General features: G+C 44.1%; 10 protein-coding genes, 1 tRNA gene and 5 pseudogenes. 8 read left to right on the forward strand and 8 right to left on the reverse strand.

What is annotated here, in order from left to right; all coding sequences use genetic code 11:
• Window positions 1–114: 114 nt before the first annotated feature.
• Together L5L98_RS02900 and gloB are read right to left on the reverse strand one after the other, a co-directional pair.
• Window positions 115–1,662, reverse strand: coding sequence for a LysM peptidoglycan-binding domain-containing protein (locus L5L98_RS02900; RefSeq protein WP_168827800.1), 1,548 nt, complete (start codon window positions 1,660–1,662; stop codon window positions 115–117).
• A 232-nt stretch (window positions 1,663–1,894) separates the two neighbouring features.
• Window positions 1,895–2,686: a hydroxyacylglutathione hydrolase gene (gene gloB / locus L5L98_RS02905; protein WP_263138391.1), complete on the reverse strand. Its 792-nt coding sequence runs from the start codon at window positions 2,684–2,686 to the stop codon at window positions 1,895–1,897.
• Between the two features lie 154 nt (window positions 2,687–2,840).
• On the opposite strand from gloB, the gene L5L98_RS02910 reads away from it, so the two are divergent.
• Both L5L98_RS02910 and L5L98_RS02915 read left to right on the forward strand, forming a co-directional pair.
• Window positions 2,841–3,578, forward strand: a complete 738-nt coding sequence (locus tag L5L98_RS02910; RefSeq protein ID WP_263138392.1) for a class I SAM-dependent methyltransferase — start codon at window positions 2,841–2,843, stop codon at window positions 3,576–3,578.
• A 33-nt stretch (window positions 3,579–3,611) separates the two neighbouring features.
• On the forward strand, window positions 3,612–4,550 hold the full coding sequence (locus L5L98_RS02915; protein ID WP_263138394.1) for a LysR substrate-binding domain-containing protein: 939 nt from the start codon (window positions 3,612–3,614) through the stop codon (window positions 4,548–4,550).
• A 199-nt stretch (window positions 4,551–4,749) separates the two neighbouring features.
• Here L5L98_RS02915 and rnhA read toward each other — a convergent pair whose 3' ends face one another.
• The gene (rnhA, locus tag L5L98_RS02920; protein ID WP_006081489.1) at window positions 4,750–5,220 is read right to left on the reverse strand and encodes a ribonuclease HI; all 471 of its coding nucleotides are present in this window, start codon (window positions 5,218–5,220) and stop codon (window positions 4,750–4,752) included.
• 70 nt (window positions 5,221–5,290) lie between these two features.
• Here rnhA and dnaQ point away from each other — a divergent pair, with 70 nt between their 5' ends.
• The 5 genes and pseudogenes from dnaQ to L5L98_RS02945 all read left to right on the forward strand — a co-directional run bounded on the left by dnaQ (window position 5,291) and on the right by L5L98_RS02945 (window position 9,487).
• Window positions 5,291–6,019: a DNA polymerase III subunit epsilon gene (dnaQ, locus tag L5L98_RS02925; protein WP_263138397.1), complete on the forward strand. Its 729-nt coding sequence runs from the start codon at window positions 5,291–5,293 to the stop codon at window positions 6,017–6,019.
• 10 nt (window positions 6,020–6,029) lie between these two features.
• Entirely contained in the window at window positions 6,030–7,403 is a 1,374-nt protein-coding gene (locus L5L98_RS02930; RefSeq protein WP_263138398.1) for a TIGR03503 family protein, read from the forward strand.
• Between the two features lie 391 nt (window positions 7,404–7,794).
• Window positions 7,795–7,871, forward strand: a tRNA-Asp gene (locus tag L5L98_RS02935).
• Window positions 7,872–8,034: 163 nt separating this feature from the next.
• Window positions 8,035–8,334, forward strand: a pseudogene (locus tag L5L98_RS02940) (helix-turn-helix domain-containing protein); the annotation flags it as partial.
• 77 nt (window positions 8,335–8,411) lie between these two features.
• A pseudogene (locus L5L98_RS02945) lies at window positions 8,412–9,487 on the forward strand (ISAs1 family transposase).
• Window positions 9,488–9,510: 23 nt separating this feature from the next.
• Here L5L98_RS02945 and L5L98_RS02950 read toward each other — a convergent pair.
• The 3 genes and pseudogenes from L5L98_RS02950 to L5L98_RS02960 all read right to left on the reverse strand — a co-directional run.
• Window positions 9,511–9,868: pseudogene (locus L5L98_RS02950) on the reverse strand (IS3 family transposase); the annotation flags it as partial.
• A 344-nt stretch (window positions 9,869–10,212) separates the two neighbouring features.
• Window positions 10,213–11,952 carry a methyl-accepting chemotaxis protein gene (locus tag L5L98_RS02955; protein WP_263138399.1) on the reverse strand — a complete coding sequence of 580 codons (1,740 nt, stop codon included), beginning with the start codon at window positions 11,950–11,952 and terminating at the stop codon, window positions 10,213–10,215.
• Between the two features lie 146 nt (window positions 11,953–12,098).
• Window positions 12,099–12,182 (reverse strand): annotated as a pseudogene (locus tag L5L98_RS02960) (MBL fold metallo-hydrolase); the annotation flags it as partial.
• A 325-nt stretch (window positions 12,183–12,507) separates the two neighbouring features.
• Between L5L98_RS02960 and L5L98_RS22430 the strand changes: the two are divergent.
• Complete coding sequence (locus L5L98_RS22430; RefSeq protein ID WP_411569159.1) at window positions 12,508–12,756, forward strand: IS110 family transposase; 249 nt, start codon at window positions 12,508–12,510, stop codon at window positions 12,754–12,756.
• 118 nt (window positions 12,757–12,874) lie between these two features.
• Here the strand turns inward: L5L98_RS22430 and L5L98_RS02965 are convergent, their stop codons facing one another.
• The gene (locus L5L98_RS02965) at window positions 12,875–15,130 is read right to left on the reverse strand and encodes a nitric-oxide reductase large subunit (protein WP_263138401.1); all 2,256 of its coding nucleotides are present in this window, start codon (window positions 15,128–15,130) and stop codon (window positions 12,875–12,877) included.
• Between the two features lie 719 nt (window positions 15,131–15,849).
• Window positions 15,850–16,405 (reverse strand): annotated as a pseudogene (locus L5L98_RS02970) (IS5 family transposase); the annotation flags it as partial.
• Window position 16,406 lies beyond the last annotated feature (1 nt).

A 16,406-nucleotide genomic window follows, 5' to 3' on the forward strand; every position in this document is an offset into this window, starting at 1 on the left:
CGTAATAGAAAAAGGCAGCAATCCGATAGGGTTGCTGCCTTTTTCTTATCTATGGCTCAATTTTGCTTAGGATTTATAGTACTAATCCGTTCGAACTATGTGCTAGTTTAGTCCTTACGCACTCAACTTAGTTTCATCAACCACTAATTTGATCACTTGGCCTGGTTGTAAATACTGTGATTGCGCTAGGCTATTCCACTCGAGTAGCTCGGCAACAGTTACGTTAAATTTATTGGCGATACGGGCAAGTGAATCACCGGATTTTACCTTGTAACTAACAGTACGAATTTGTGCGGTTTGCTCAAGCTCCTTTGGTGCTAAGATCACTAACTGCTGACCGTTTTGTAGCTTGCTATTCTTAGCCAATTTGTTCCAAGTGCTGAGTTGTTTCACCGTCACTTTATGGGCTTGGGCTATTTCTGAGAGTGTGTCTCCTGACTTAACCTGATAAGCAATTTTTGTTGATTCAACTGCAGCATGTGATTTTTTCGGCAATTGCTGCTTAGTTGACAGGGCATAAAGCTGCTTGTCTTGCGCATCGACAGGAATAATCAAATGCTTGCCTGCGACGATCGTGTTGCTTTTCATGCCGTTGGCGGCGCGAATAGCGGCAACGGTCGTATGGTGCTGCGTAGCAATCTTGCCAATGCTATCGCCAGATTTGATCGTGTAACGTAACCAGCTGATCCTATCTTCGGTTTCTGTTTCAGCGAGCGCTTTTTTAAATTCTTCCGATTTATCAATTGGTAGCACTAAGGTGTGCGGACCAAGTGGCGATGTAGCCCAGCGGTTATAACCTGGGTTGAGTTTTTGTAACTCAAGCGTGGTCATATTGGCAAAACCTGCCGCCATGGCTAAATCAATTTGGCTATCAATATCAACCACTTCAATTGTCGGATTGTTGTCAATTGGCGCTAAAGAAATACCATATTCATCAGCGTGTTTAATGACTTCTGCCAGTGCGAGCAGTTGCGGCACATAGCGTTCTGTCTCTCTGGGCAAATCCAATGACCAAAAATCCGTTTTTAAGCCTTTTTTCTCGTTACGTTTGATTGCATTGAGCACCCGTGATTCACCCGAGTTATAGGCAGCAATAGCATAAAGCCAATTGTTATTGGTTTTATCGTAGAGGTATTCCAGCATATCGAGCGCCGCAGTCGTTGATGCGGGGACATCACGACGACCGTCATACCACCAGTTCATTTCTAAACCGAAATGACTGGCCATAGGTGTGGTAAATTGCCACAGACCCGATGCCGCGCCAGTCGATGATGCGGAAGGATCAAAGGCGCTTTCAATTATGGGTAACAAAGCTATCTCAATAGGAAGATGACGCTTTTCAAGTTCTTCTACAATCATGTACATATAAGGTGCAGCACGTTCCGAGATGATCGCCAGATGCTGTGGATTTTTGATGTACCAATCACGGTATTGATTCACCAATTTTTGATCTGGAACCGGTAACTGCATGCCTTGACGAATTCGCTCCCACACATCGGTAATTTGCGCCGACGGAGCCTCAGTTGCGAGGTAATATTCTGGGACTGTATTTTCGGTTGTGACGGCTTCAACTTCTGTCTGATTAACGCCATGGTTGTCTAATGTCTGACAACCTGTGAGTAGGGCAAATCCCCCTACAACAACATAAAGTGATACTCTCATTGAAAACGGTAGTCCTCTGTTAGTGCATAGCTTTTCTTTATAGTAACAATATGTTTTATATGAAGATAAAGACGACGCAGCGCGCAAAGTTTTCACGCAAAACGAGCCATTCTATGGGATCTTTTCGATCTTGTCCCTTAATTATCGTACATAATGTAAGGCCATTTTTGATTTACATCATCAAAAATGGAAAAAACTGTTTAAATTTCAATCTATAATATTGCTTTTGTGATCAAAAATTATCTTTCCACTGTCTGAGCAGGGTAAAACCGCCAAGTTCGTCTAAATTGGCATGATTTAGATCGCTAAAATGCTGTTTTATGCTGTCAACAATCTCAGTGTCGCTAGGGCGTAAAAAGGGATTGATGGCGCGCTCTAAAGCGATGGTGGAGGGGATAGTCGCTTTGTCTTGGCGACGCAATGCTATGGCGCGTTCGTTATAGTCTTGCAGCGCGCGATTGTTGGGATTGACCGCGAGGGCAAATTTGAGGTTTGAAAGTGTGTACTCATGGGCACAATACACCCGAGTGTCGGCGGGAAGCTGGGCAAGTTGCTGTAGTGAGTTGAGCATTTGCGCTGGCGTACCTTCAAATAAGCGTCCGCAGCCACCGCTAAATAAGGTATCACCGCAAAATAAGGCATCTGCAATAACGTAGGCGATATGTCCTGCAGTGTGCCCCGGTACATCTAAGACTTGCAGCTCAGCGCTGAGATACTCCAGTGTGAATTTGGGCTTGGCTTTTGCGTGCAGTGGATGTGTGATGCCTTCAATCTTCTCATTATCTGGGCCATACACTGTGAGTCGGTCTTGACTGTAGGCTTGAAGTTCAGCTACGCCACCCGTATGGTCATTGTGGTGGTGGGTCAGTAAAATACCCGCTAGCGTGAGTTGATTGGCTTGCAGGTAGTCAATGACTACACTTGCATCGCCGGGATCGACAACATAAACCTGAGTATGGGGCTGTTGTTGTAACACCCAGATATAATTGTCATTAAAGGCTTTGATCGCTGTTATAGTGAGCATAGAACTGCCTATGTCTGTATTTCAATTTGAAGATAAAGGTATTATCCATGAGTGAACGGCCCTTGGCGACCTTTGCCGCTTTTGCCCTGTGGCAGAATGTTGGTCATCTTTGACCCCATTGGATACTTGTCTACCCAGCTAACGGAGGAACTCTGTGTCGCATTTTAGTACTGAGCTCAAGCCCGAACAATGGAGTGACCTACCCAATGGTGAGGCACTACAGCAAGCCGTCGCTAAACAGCTTGAAGATTGGTGGCCAAGAGTCTTTGGTTATCATTTATTAAAGTTAGGGCCTTTGAGTGCCGAATTGTCGAGCATGGAATCGCCAGTCGCCCATCATTTTTCACTCTCGCCATCTAAAGGCACCTCTATTGAAGGCGATTTTTGCCATCTACCCCTGCAGAATGCGGCGATAGATGCGGTGGTGATGAGTTTATTGCTCGAATTTGAACCCGATCCTTACCGTATTCTTCGCGAAACCGATAGGGTACTCATCGCTGGAGGCTATCTTTTTATCGTCGGTTTTAATCCCTTGAGTCCGGTATTTTTGGGTAAGTTATGGCCTAAATATCAGGATTGTCTTCCTTGGAATGGCCGTTTTTTTATGCCTTCGAGGGTGCGAGATTGGTTAGGTTTATTAGGTTATCAAGTGGTGGGGGATGAGCGTTTGGTCTACCACCCATTAATGGGCGAGTTTACCCAAGGTAGATTTTTTCAACAGAGTTTAGCGTCATGGCTTCCTAGCGCGGGCAGTTTGTATTTGATTGTGGCACGTAAACTCGAGTCGCCACTCACACCTATTCGCGATAAACGTAAGGTGCGGCAGACAAATTGGACCACGGCACCGACTGCGGGTCGTTCGGGGCATTTATCAGAGCATTCGGAAAACTGATAAGCCATTTCCATTTTTAGTACAGGTTTTTATATGCGGATCACCTTAAGACAACTGGCAGTATTTGAGGCCGTGGCACGTAGCGGCCAAGTCGCGAAGGCGGCTGAACAAGTGAATTTATCACCACCGGCGACATCTATGGCCTTGGCTGAATTAGAAAAGCAGCTCAATGCCCGCCTATTTGAACGTATTGGCAATCGATTACAGCTTAACTCGCAGGGTAATTTACTGCTGCCATTGGCAACGGATCTATTACACCGTGTTGAACAAATTGAGCAGGCATTTACTTATCATGGTGGTGATCTGGTTGGGCGTTTAAGCATCAGTGCCAGTTCGACAATTGGCAATTATCTGATGGCGAAAGCCGCAGTGGCATTTTGTCAGCAACATACTCAAACCCATGTGGATGTGGCGATTACTAATACTCAAGATGTGATCCAAGCGGTTGCTCAGTTCCGCTCTGAAATGGGTTTTATTGAAGGCCATTGCACTGACAATCGTTTGAGTGTCGAGGCATGGCATAAGGATAGGCTGCTGGTGTTTTGTCATCCGGCGCATCCTCTGGCGGGGAAAGTGGTTAAACCTGCGGCGGTTAAAGGCCTGTCTTGGGTGCTACGTGAGGAAGGATCGGGCACTCGCGAATATTTTGTAAATGCCGCCAATGAGTTGGATATGCAGCCAGAGGCTAAATTCTGCTTTACTACGCCGGATGCGATTAAATTGGCCGTAAAACAAGGTGCTGGGCTTGGTGTGTTATCTGAGTTGGCGCTGGAGAAAGAAATCAGTCGTAAAGAGTTGGCGTTAGTCACGATTGAGGGACTCGTACTCGAGCGGCAGTTTTATCGCATCACCCATAAGAGCCGTCAGGCGACATCCCTAGGTCAAGCTTTTGTGCAGTTCTGTGAGAATTTTTTCAATATCGCAGGCGTGGAACCAAATAAGCCGTTTGATAGCAATGGCCATATGCAGTGAGCTTAAGTGGTTAATTTGAACTGTGGGTTTACGGTGAGATGAATAGTGAAATAAATCATCAAGCCTAAGTGTTTAGCTTAGGCGTGATGGGAGCGAACTTACTTGTTCGAATTTAGCTTGTATGAACTTAGTTTTTTGAATTTAGCTTGTATGAACTTTTGCTGTTCAAACTTAGCTCGTTTAAGTAAGGGCCACAGGGTTAAGGCTGGTAGCCTAAGTCGGGTTGGGTCGGTTTTGATTCAGCCGCAGTGCGAGCTAATACATCGCAACGTTCGTTTTCGGCGTGTCCTGCGTGACCTTTAACCCATTGCCAGTCGATAGTGTGCATCTGTGAGGCTTTATCTAAACGTTTCCACAGGTCAACGTTTTTGACTGGGGTACGGTTTGATGTCATCCAACCTTTTTTCTTCCAGCCATGGATCCATGTCATTATGCCTTGGCGCATATATTGGCTGTCGCTGGTGAGCACGACTTGGCAAGGCTCTTTCAAGCTTTCTAACGCTATGATTGGGGCTAACAATTCCATGCGATTATTGGTCGTGAGCGCAAAACCGTCGGACATCTCCTTTGTATGGCCTTTATAATTCATTACAATGCCATAGCCGCCAGGACCGGGATTGCCTAAGCAAGAGCCGTCGGTGAAGATGTGGATCAGTTTTAGTTCAGTCATCAAATTGTTACCATAGCCGGGAATTTCGGCCGAGTATAACTAAAAATTGTCATAAGAAGCGCATAAAAACATGAATATTATCTCTAATGCTAGCCGTCAGGTTATTTTAGATACCGAAACCACAGGTATGAACCAGGGCAGCGGCGCCATCTATTTAGGCCATAGGATCATCGAGATTGGTTGTGTGGAAGTGGTGAACCGTCGTTTGACGGGGCGTTATTACCATCAATATATCAATCCTGGTCAAGCAATTGATCCCGAAGCAATCGCCGTTCACGGTATTACCGATGAGCGCGTTTCCAAAGAGCCGCGTTTCCATCAAATTGCTCAAGAGTTTATCAACTTTATCGACGGTGCTGAAATCGTCGCACATAACGCGAGCTTCGACGTGAACTTCATGGATCATGAGTTTTCACTGCTGCAGCCGCGTGGTCCGAAAACTGCTGATATTTGTCAGATCCTCGATACCTTAGAGATTGCTAAGTTTTTACATCCCGGCCAGAAAAACAATCTCGACGCGCTCTGTAAGCGTTACGGCGTCGATACGTCTCGCCGCGAGTACCACGGCGCATTACTCGATGCCGAGATCCTCGCTGATGTTTATCTGATCATGACTGGCGGGCAGACAAAGTTTAATTTGTCTAACGAAGAAGCGGGGCAGGAAGCGGGGGGGATTCAACGTTTTGATCCACAATCACTTAATCTTAAAGTGATTGGCGCATCGGCCGATGAACTGACAATGCATGAACAACGCCTTGATTTAGTCGCAAAATCAGGTAAATGCCTCTGGAGAGGATAGAAGAATTACTATGCCTATGTCGCGCCATAAACCCATTTTAGCTTTTTGCCTGCTTGTCACTACGCTGTTATTAAGTGTGGCGTGTGTATTGGCCGCTGACCTAGATCCAGCACAAAAAGTCGTCAAGCCGCCCAAGGCTACGCCGATTGTAGGATTGGAGACGGCTTCCGAGCTTAAAAACCGTTTTCGTATTGATCATATGGTCGATAATATGACCTTATTAGTGGAGCGTGAATATGGCTCTGCGCCCGTGGTCATAGTGTTACCCGATGGCAGTAAATGGTATGCCAATCGTCATCCTGCAACCGTTAAGTGGGTTGATGGTATAACGGGCGATATTATTTACATTGAGTCACCACAGCCCGGACCTTGGCAGTTGGTGGGCAAGGTTGTCTCAGGTTCAACCCTTAAAAAGCTCTCAAAACTCGAAATCGAAGTCCAGCCTTTACCACAGCCAATCTTCCAAGGTGAGCAAGTTAAAATTGTCGCGCAGTTAATGGGTGACGAGCAGCGTGTGCGTATGCCTGGGTTAGATTATTTAGTCGAATGGACGGCACATTTTGTGAGTAAACATAAGGCGGGCGATGAAAACTTTGCCGCGGGTGACATTATTGTTGGTTCCTATAAAGACAATGGTGAAGATTACGATGAAAAACCCGACGATGGTGTATTTACCAGCAATATCAATATAAAGCAGCCTTGGGGTGATTATGAGTTTGTCGTGCAGGCACGTAATAATGTGTTTGAACGGCAGGTTTCATTCCCGTTTAAATTGTCACCTCGGCCAATTAATCTAGAAGTTATTACCCCTGACGATCCGCTAACAGGGCAATGGAAAGTCATGTTACACGTGGATAAGACAGTGTTGCAGCTGGCTGAGACGCATTTTTCCTTTGAGTTAGTCGGTCCTGCTGGCTTGCAACTGCCTTTGGTTGTTAATGGTCTCACTGAGCCTGACTCTGAATTAGATTTACCTACAGTGACAGAGTTTGGTAGTTATCGAATTAAAGGTTTTGTGGCTACGACGACTGTCACTGGTCGTGAAATCGTGCTGGATTTACCTGAGCTTTTCTTTAACTTAATTGAACCACCAGAACCACCACCAAGTGCCGAAGAGTTGGCTGCTGTTGCTGCACAAAAAGCGGCAGAGGAAGAAGAGCTTGCGAAGAAAGATGCGATGTTCTGGATCATTACAGTCAACGCTATCTTATTAGTCTTAGGCGTGGTGGGATTAATTGTGTGGCGTAAGCGCCAAAGTTTGGCGCAGGCCTTAGCTGCCGCGGAGTTACGTTTATTGAATGAAGCATCTGCAAATCCACCCGCAGCGCCTTCATTAGATGAAATCGATCTCACTATGCCAGATGAGGCAGATAAAGACCGTTAGCCAAGCGTTGCTTAATGTGTTTGATTTATGACTTTGAACTGGAACGTTGCAGCGATATTTGGGATATAAATCAAGGTCTGCAATTGACTTGGCTTTTTTTTAGTCAAATGATAAATCGAAGTAAAAAAACGGTTGACGCCTGCAGGGCTCAACCGTATTATTCTTCGCATCTTAAGCAGAGCCTTGATAAGTGTGTTGAATTATCGTTCTGTTTTAACATCAGCGGCCTGTCACGCTGGGGTTAGCGGGTTAGATACCTGTGAAATACTTGGATATGGAAAAATTTGGAGCGGTAGTTCAGTTGGTTAGACTATCGTTTTAACATCAGCGGCCTGTCACGCTGGGGTTAGTGGGTCAGATACCCGTCAAATATTTGGATATGGAAGAATTTGGAGCGGTAGTTCAGTTGGTTAGAATACCGGCCTGTCACGCCGGGGGTCGCGGGTTCGAGTCCCGTCCGCTCCGCCAACATTCATGAAGCCCAAGCTATTAAATAGCTTGGGCTTTTTGATTTTAATTCATCCAATATTCCTATTTCTCTCTTCGTGACTGTGACCAAAACGTGACCATTTTGTGACCTCAACTCAATTTTAACCGAGGGTCAATTTTTAGCATTTTGCCACGAAATACTATTTATATTTATTTAGTGAAATCGGAGAAGAGCGCACGTAAACGTATGCGGTATCTTGCCTTGCTCTATTTCAGCGAAGGTCATTCTCGTACCGCTATCGCAAGCATGCTCAAGGTCAGTAGAACCAGTGTCAATCGATGGATATCCACCTATTTAGCTCAAGGTTTGAGTGGTCTAGACGATACGCCTAATCCAGGCCGTCCTGCGACATTGTCCATTGCACAGCAAGCCAAGCTCAAAGCGTTCGTACAGCACCAAAGCCTATCTGAACTGGGTGGCAGGGTGAGGTCGCGAACAATTTTCAGCCATTCAAACGGGCAATACTTCTCAATTTGACGGCTTTGTGATCTTATATTCTCTTTTGCCGAGACACGATCATGAGCCTTCTTTCTCTTACCAAACACTTTGAACTTATTGAAGACCACCGACAGGCCGCCAAAGTGACTTATCCCTTGTTCGATGTGTTGTTCCTAACCGTGGTGGCGGTCATCGGTGGCTCTGAGGGCTGGGAAGATATTGAAGACTTTGGCCATTGCCACTTGGAAATACTGAAGAGGTATGGTTATTTCAGCAAAAGTATTCCTGTTCATGACACTATCGCACGAATTATCAGCAAAGTTGATCCAGAAGTGTTGCGACAAGCTTTTATTTCATGGATGCAGGCAACCCAACAATTGATCCAAGGCAAGTCATTGCCATTGATGGCAAAACCTTACGCGGTTCTTATAACTGAGAAGAGCGTCAATCCGCTATTCATATGGTGAATGCTTTCTCTGTCACCAATGGTGTGGTGATGGGACAACTTAAAACTGATGCGAAGTCCAATGAGATCCCTGAATTATTAGCTTTATTGAATATTAAAGGCACACAGGTCACCATTGATGCTATGGGTACTCAAGCAGATATTGCGCATACCATAAGGTGCCGACTTCCTGTTAGCCGTAAAAGGTAATCAAAGTGCTTTACATCAGCGCGTAAAAGAGGCCTTTGCCGTTCAGTCAGAGGATGTCGAAAACACCACTGAAATCGAGGCGCAGCATGGCCGAAAAGAATATCGGGAACACCAAATTATAGATGCACCCACGGAGCTAATTGATGCCAAGTTGCCGACCATACGCAGCTTTGGCAAAGTTATTAGTTGTCGGGTAAACAAAGGCAAAGGAACGCTGCAGACACGTTACTACATCAGTTCCGCCAATTATCGGCTGAAGAATTAGCCTCCGCCGCACGCGGTCATTGGGCTGTTGAAAATCAGCTTCATTGGGGACTGGATGTGATCATGAATGAGGATGCATGTCAGATATCCCGAGGCGATGGTGCAGAAAATCTCGCAAGGCTGCAGCAGGTTACCGTCAACATTCTCAAAAAAGAACCGAGTAAATTAAGTCTTCGCCGCATGAGACGCCTAGCTGCAATGAATTCAGCGTATTTGGATAAAATAATAAATGCTTAAAAAACATTCACGCTCTTTCCCTGGTTTGCAGGCCGCTTATGCCAATCGTAATATCCTGATTGACTGACACTCATTACTCGACATAACAGTGCTAAGGGAAACAGGTTGGATTGCAGTTTGATGAAACGAAATTTTACTTCATTTCTCTCGTAAAGAAGGCGCTGGCCTCGGCGTGCCCCTTGGGTATTTTTAGAATTTCTTTCTCCATACGTTATTCTTTGTTTTCTCTACGCAATCGCTTCAACTCATCACGCTCAGACTCTTCTAAGGTGATGCTTTGTTGCAGGGCTTGGTGTTTTCCTTCCTATTGTAAAGCGGAGTAGTGCTAACTCCAAGAGACTTTGCCGCATCGGCAACGCTATAACTTTGTTCTCGCATCATCAAGACGGCTTCATCTTTAAATGCCTGCGGATAACTCTTATGTTATTTTTTCAGACTCATATTAACCTCATAATTTATTGACTATACTGTCTCAAAATTAAATGTACGATGGGATTAGACCAGAACAGTGCACATTTTTTCGAATCAGTGATGTTGGCAATGTTATCCACATAGCGCTATGAAGTTAGCTAAATATTTCATTTATTTTCATAGTTGGACCCGTTATCTTTCTGATGAATTTTAATTACTACCTATTATATCTTTGTCCATTGCAAGGCCGATTAAAAGTGGATGATTCCATGTCATTATCCAAGTCTTGAATGGAGTATTCTTGTAGCGGTCATCTAAAACTGATATTCCCCCGCCTTAGTGCGCAGTATCTGGGATTGATTATCTAGGCTAATAGAGGTCGATTCTATCTGTTCGATAATCTGTGATACTTCACGGGAATTATCGCGGATCACCATCATACTCGAAGCGATTTCTTTAGAAACCAAGGACTGTTCCTCAGTCGAAGCGGCAACCTGAGTATTGATCCCATGAATCGCTTCCGTACTGTGGCGAATATCCTCAAATACAGCTACGATACGTTGCAACTCTACCCCCGCCTTTTGCATAAGCGTCGCCGCTTGAGTCACAGATGTACCCACTTGATTCGTACGATTTTGAAGGCTTGCGACAATATCATCGATTTCCTTAGTGGAATCTTGGGTGCGCTGGGCTAATGATCGAACCTCATCGGCCACCACAGCGAAGCCTCGCCCTTGCTCACCGGCCCTTGCGGCTTCAATCGCGGCATTCAGTGCCAGCAAATTCGTCTGCTCTGCAATCGCCTTAATCACACTCAACACATTACTGACTTGGGTGCTTTCGTTCACTAGATGCGACATAGAATCTTGAGTGTTGGTAAACTCAGTTTCTAATACCGACATGGCTTTCAACGCTTCCGATACCGTCTGTTTACCCACAGTGACATGCGCTTCATTTTCAGCGGCGCGGCTTTCAGCGTTTGACGTACTCTCACTTACATGCACCAACGTCGTGGTCATTTCTTCCATCGCACTGGCACTGGCATCCAGTTCTCTGGCCACTCGATTGGAACTTTCACGCGAAACTTGAATGGATGCTTTAGTTTGCTTCGCTAAATCAGCCACCTCTTTAGCAATGCCATCCGTTGTCGATAAGGAACTGGCAAGGGAAGAGATAAACAAGTTGATTTGATTAACGATTTCGCCAATCTCTCCCTCGGTGGTAACAGAAATCCGCCGCGCAAGATTTTTAGAGCGCTGAATGTCGAGCAACTCACTACAGGTCTGCACTAAGGGAGTCACAATCCGGCTCTTAACGATAATGAAACCACCAACGGCCGCTAAAATCACGATAAATAACACGAACTGAGACCAGTTTAATGCCGCATGTAAGGAGTCGAGACGACCATTAACTTCACCATCGGTACGTTTATCCAACGCCGTAAAGAACTCATCAATCGGCTGCATGATCTTGGCTTTTTCTCTATGGTATTGGTCGCTATGCAATAACTCCCGCGCCATGGCTAAGTTAGGCTCGCCTTTGATCGTGTAAGTTTGGGTGTTGGGGTCCATAAAGATACCTTTGACGGCATTCATGGCTTTCACTTCGAGGGCAACTAACGCATCTGAGTTTTGTTGGGCTTGTTCGAGATAATGAAATTCTTCATCGGAAAAACCGAGGGACTGCATTTGTGCTTTAATTGCAATTCTCGCACCGTCTGGCTTAGGTTTATCGCCATAATTCAGCACTAAATCCCAATAAATCTGATGATATTTTTCGGGTCTGGATTTCTCACCATTACGGATAGCTAAAATATCCATATACATTTTTTCGTATTTTTCATCGCCTGTGACAGCGTAGGTGCGAGCGAGACGCGTTAAGTCATCGGAACTTTGCCTTAACTCATCGGCGACTTGATAGGACTGATATCGGATGCTGGCAGCATCATTAAAGAGATCGATTTTAGACTTAACATTGAAGCTCAGTGCCGCAGAAATCACGGCACTCGCGACTATGGTCGAAAATACCACACTCATCATGGTTTTTGTTTTCATACTTACCCCAATAGACAGAAGAACTGCTTTAAGTCTAGAAGGAAAACCAGAAAACATGGGTAAAAGTGGAACAATCAACGGAAATAATCGTTTGATTTGCGAGTGATTATCGCTCACAAATCAAACAGTTCTTAATGACGTGACACTTAGAGTAAAAGTTGGTCCGCGACAAAGGGATTATGCTCGCGCTCTTCACCAAAGGTCGACATAGGACCGTGCTCAGGAATGAAATATTAGTTATAATGAAAACCCGTTTTGCAATATTCTACAGAGCATTCTCCGGCTCAGTTTGTCTTGGCTGACAAGTTGAAACCCGTCATTTTTTCTGGTCAACCCAAATTGGACAACTATTTGTTGAGAATGTTCAAACGCTGTAGGTGAGGTTTTGGATGATTAGCTATCTCCAAACTATAAAATCAGTGAGGATGTTGCGCCACGTAATGTTTAACATTGAGCTGTAGATTATCCCCTGATTTTACTTTCTCTAATACTGGATGGTATCCGAGCACTTAGTGATTTACTAATGATGCTGTATGTGCAAGTGGAGTCATTGATATGAGATTAAATGTTGGAATTGATGTAAGCAAAGAAACGCTCGATCTCTGTTTATTGCTAAATCAAGCCAAGAGCGGCAGCAAATTTAAATGTTTCAAAAACAGAAAGATTGACTATTTAGCCATCAATGATTGGAACTCGAAGCTATCTAAATGTCAGCGTAATGACATTGTCATTACGATGGAATCCACAGGGGTTTATCATGAAGCAATAGCACTGTATTTATACTCTATGGGCTTCCAAATCTGAATGAAAATTAGGTGCACTTTGACCATCTTGCTCCCTCTAAGTTTATCTCATAAAAATACAGGCCTTAATAGTTAATAGGCCTGTATTTTGACCGAGAGATGATCGTTCATATCTCACTTTATTTCAAATGTACCTCTTTACCAGAAGCGCTAAATACGCCTTTAAAGACCTGCAAAGTGACTGCTAGTGCCCCAACAATGAATACGACATCACCGATTGTACGTATCCAGCGTAATGTTACCAGTGTATCGCTCTGTAGTAGTGCTTCGCTACGCGCATACCAAAGACCTTCAGATGCGCTGGCAATAAATTGGATAATGCCAACAGGTAAAAGGCTGGTAAATAACATTAAGGCTAAGCCGATATTCATCCACCAAAATGATGTTTTCATTAAACGTTCATTAAGTATCAAGTGTGGTCGAATATACCTCAATATCAGTAATGTAAAGCCAAGTGCTAAGAAACCATACACACCAAACAGTGCAGCATGTGCATGCGTTGCCGTCGTGTTAAGACCTTGAATGTAATATAGAGAAATAGGTGGGTTGATCATAAAACCTAATACACCGGCACCCAACATGTTCCAAAAAGCAACAGCAACAAAATACATGATCGGCCATTTAACATTTGCCATCCAAGGAGCTCTATTCTTTAATTTATAGTGTTCCCACGCTTCGTAACCGAGCACGATTAGAGGTACAACTTCAAGTGCACTAAACGTTGCACCTACAGCCATTACTGGGGTTGTTGTACCCGAAAAATATAAGTGATGAAACGTTCCAGGGATGCCTCCTAACAGAAATAATGAGGCTGATGCTAACGAAGCAACTGTTGCCATGCGTTTGGTAACTAATCCCATGTTAAAGAAGATAAATGCCAATGCAGTTGTTGCAAATACTTCAAAGAAGCCCTCTACCCATAAATGAACAATCCACCATCGCCAGTATTCCATAACAGAAATGTGAGTACGTTCACCATAGAAGAATCCAGCACCGTAAAATAAACCTATCGCAATCACCGACAGCATAAATAATACTAAAAGGTTTTTATCGCCTTTTTGCTGTAATGCTGGGGTAATACATCGCATCATTAACACTAACCATAAAACGATCCCAGTAAATTTACCAATTTGCCAAATACGACCTAAATCAACGTATTCATAACCTTGGTGTCCTAGCCAGAAACTCAAGTTCGCAGGCATGATTTGTGCAATTGCTAAATAATTACCGATGAACGAACCAACAACAACAATAACTAATGCCCAGAATAATATATCAACACCCATTTTCTGGAATTTAGGGTCTTTGCCGCCATTAATCACAGGTGCAAGAAACAGCCCAGCAGCAAGAAACCCAGATGCAATCCAGAACAGTGCAGATTGAATATGCCAAGTACGGACTAAACTATAAGGAAACCACTCTGAGGTTTTGATACCGTAGAAACTTTGCCCTTCGATCGTGTAATGTGCGGTAAATCCACCAATAAACACTTGAAATGTAAATAAAGACACAATGAGTAATAGATACTTAGCTAAGGCTTTTTGTGATGCCGTTAAGCTAAACGACAAGATAGGATCATGCTCTGGAGCGACAGGCTCGCCATCTTCTTTACGTAAAAAAGCCCATGCCCAAACAAGTGCACCGATGCCAGCGACTAAAATAACCACACTGATGATGGACCAAACGATATTCTCAGTGGTAGGTTCATTGTCGATTAATGGCTCATGAGGCCAGTTATTCGTGTACGTTGCCTTTCCGTCGGTACGCTCAGTGGCAGCCGCCCAAGCGGTCCAAAAAAAGAACTCCGATAAGCGTGCTCGTCGCTCAGGATTGGGCAGCGTAACTTCTTTCATCGCATAGCTTTCGCGTGTTTTTTGCAGTTCAGGTGCCCCACCAAAAAGTGCACTATAGTAAGCGCCGGTTTGTTCAATTGCTTTAATACGCCTTGGCGATAACGTTACTGTGTTCATTTCAACGTCATATGTATTCGTTCTGTATTCATGCTTGAGCTCGTAACGCAACATATTTTGCTGCTGACCAGTGAGTTCAGCATATGGACGATGAAATTCATCATTGGCAGCTAAATCCAACCAAACAAGAAGTTCTCGATGTAGCCAATCAGCTGTCCAATCCGGTGCTTGGTACGCCCCATGCCCCCATACTGAGCCCAATTGCATGCCCCCAACAGATTGCCAAGCCGTTTGTCCATCCAATATTTGTTCTTCGGTTGTTAAAACATTTCCATTTGCCGAGACAAATGATGCGGGAATTGGCGGGGCACTTCGGTATATTTCAGTGCCAAAATAACCTAATATCGAAAATGTCACGGCGAAGACACTTAATAAGGTCCACCACAACTTTCTATACTCACCCATAATATTTCTCCTGCGAATACGCATGTATTGTTTAAAATAATATTGCACTCTACATAAGTATAAGTATAAGTATCAGTACTCACGTCTTTAAGTTAACTATAGATGTTGCAGTGATTTATGCATTTAAACTTTCGAGTTAATTTTATTTGAAATTAATGTGGAAATTACTTTAACAAAAAGACAGCGGATAGAAGGTTTATTCATGTCTATCCACTCAGCATTACTTATGGGTACAGAAGGGCTTTGTTTCCTAAAAGCAGAAATAACTACAGAGTGCTTCCTGATCGCCAGTATGGCGCATAAAACCCTTGTTTCATCGTCAGTCGTTTATCTGTAATCAGAATATTATTTTGATTTAAACCCGACAAACATTGGATTTCACTATTAGGAAACAAAGCCGTACAGAAGCCTAAATTGCGTTTTTTAAACGAGTACGGCGGTGACTTTCACTCCATACATTCCATATTCATCCTGCTAGCCCATTTTCAATATCATTGGTATGTGAATGATTGACGTCGGTCACACAAAGCCTGACTGTTAATTAGCTTTGAATATAAAAGTACCTCAGTTACCATTCATATGCCCATTTTTACACCATAGCATAAACTGCCAAAATGTTGCTCAACTCTTTAACATGTCCGAAGCAATGATCAGGCTTAATGCTACAAGTCAGTATTGAACGGCGTTGTTGATTAAATCATTTCAAGGCTTCTGGCCGATTAAGTAACTTGCTGGCGAACGGGCATACCCAGTCTAATGACGTTGTTCATTGCCTTCACACCAGCCAATGCCTCTACAACTTGCCCATTGTAATCACTTAAACTTAGCATTGGACTATTCAACTGTTTATATCGGCCCATGGTGGCCTCTGCTAGAGAGTGTTGGTGATAGCCGTTATCGATTTTCCATTGTTTAAGCTGATCCGCTTTCAGTGCATCAACAGCTTCATTGCGTGTATGCTCTTTTTCCCCATAACCCCGCATTCGAGCGAGGTAGGATGGTAGTTTTGCAGCCTTTACGTCGCAGTAATTGATAACAACCTTTTGTATCATAAGCCCCATCTGCCGATACCTGCATTATCTTTCGCCGTAAAGGATTGAGCAAAGTCGGCAGTACTTCATTATCGCCAACTGACACAAGACTGACTTTAGCTGTAACAACTTTGTGAGTGCTTGCATCTATGGCTGAGTGCAACTTGCGCCACGTGCGGCGTTTTTCGCTGCCATGCTTGCGCGTTTTCTATTCCCCTTTACCGAAGACTTTTAGCCCTGTGGCA

Source organism: Shewanella sp. SM23 (assembly GCF_025654295.1).
GTDB lineage: Bacteria > Pseudomonadota > Gammaproteobacteria > Enterobacterales > Shewanellaceae > Shewanella > Shewanella oncorhynchi.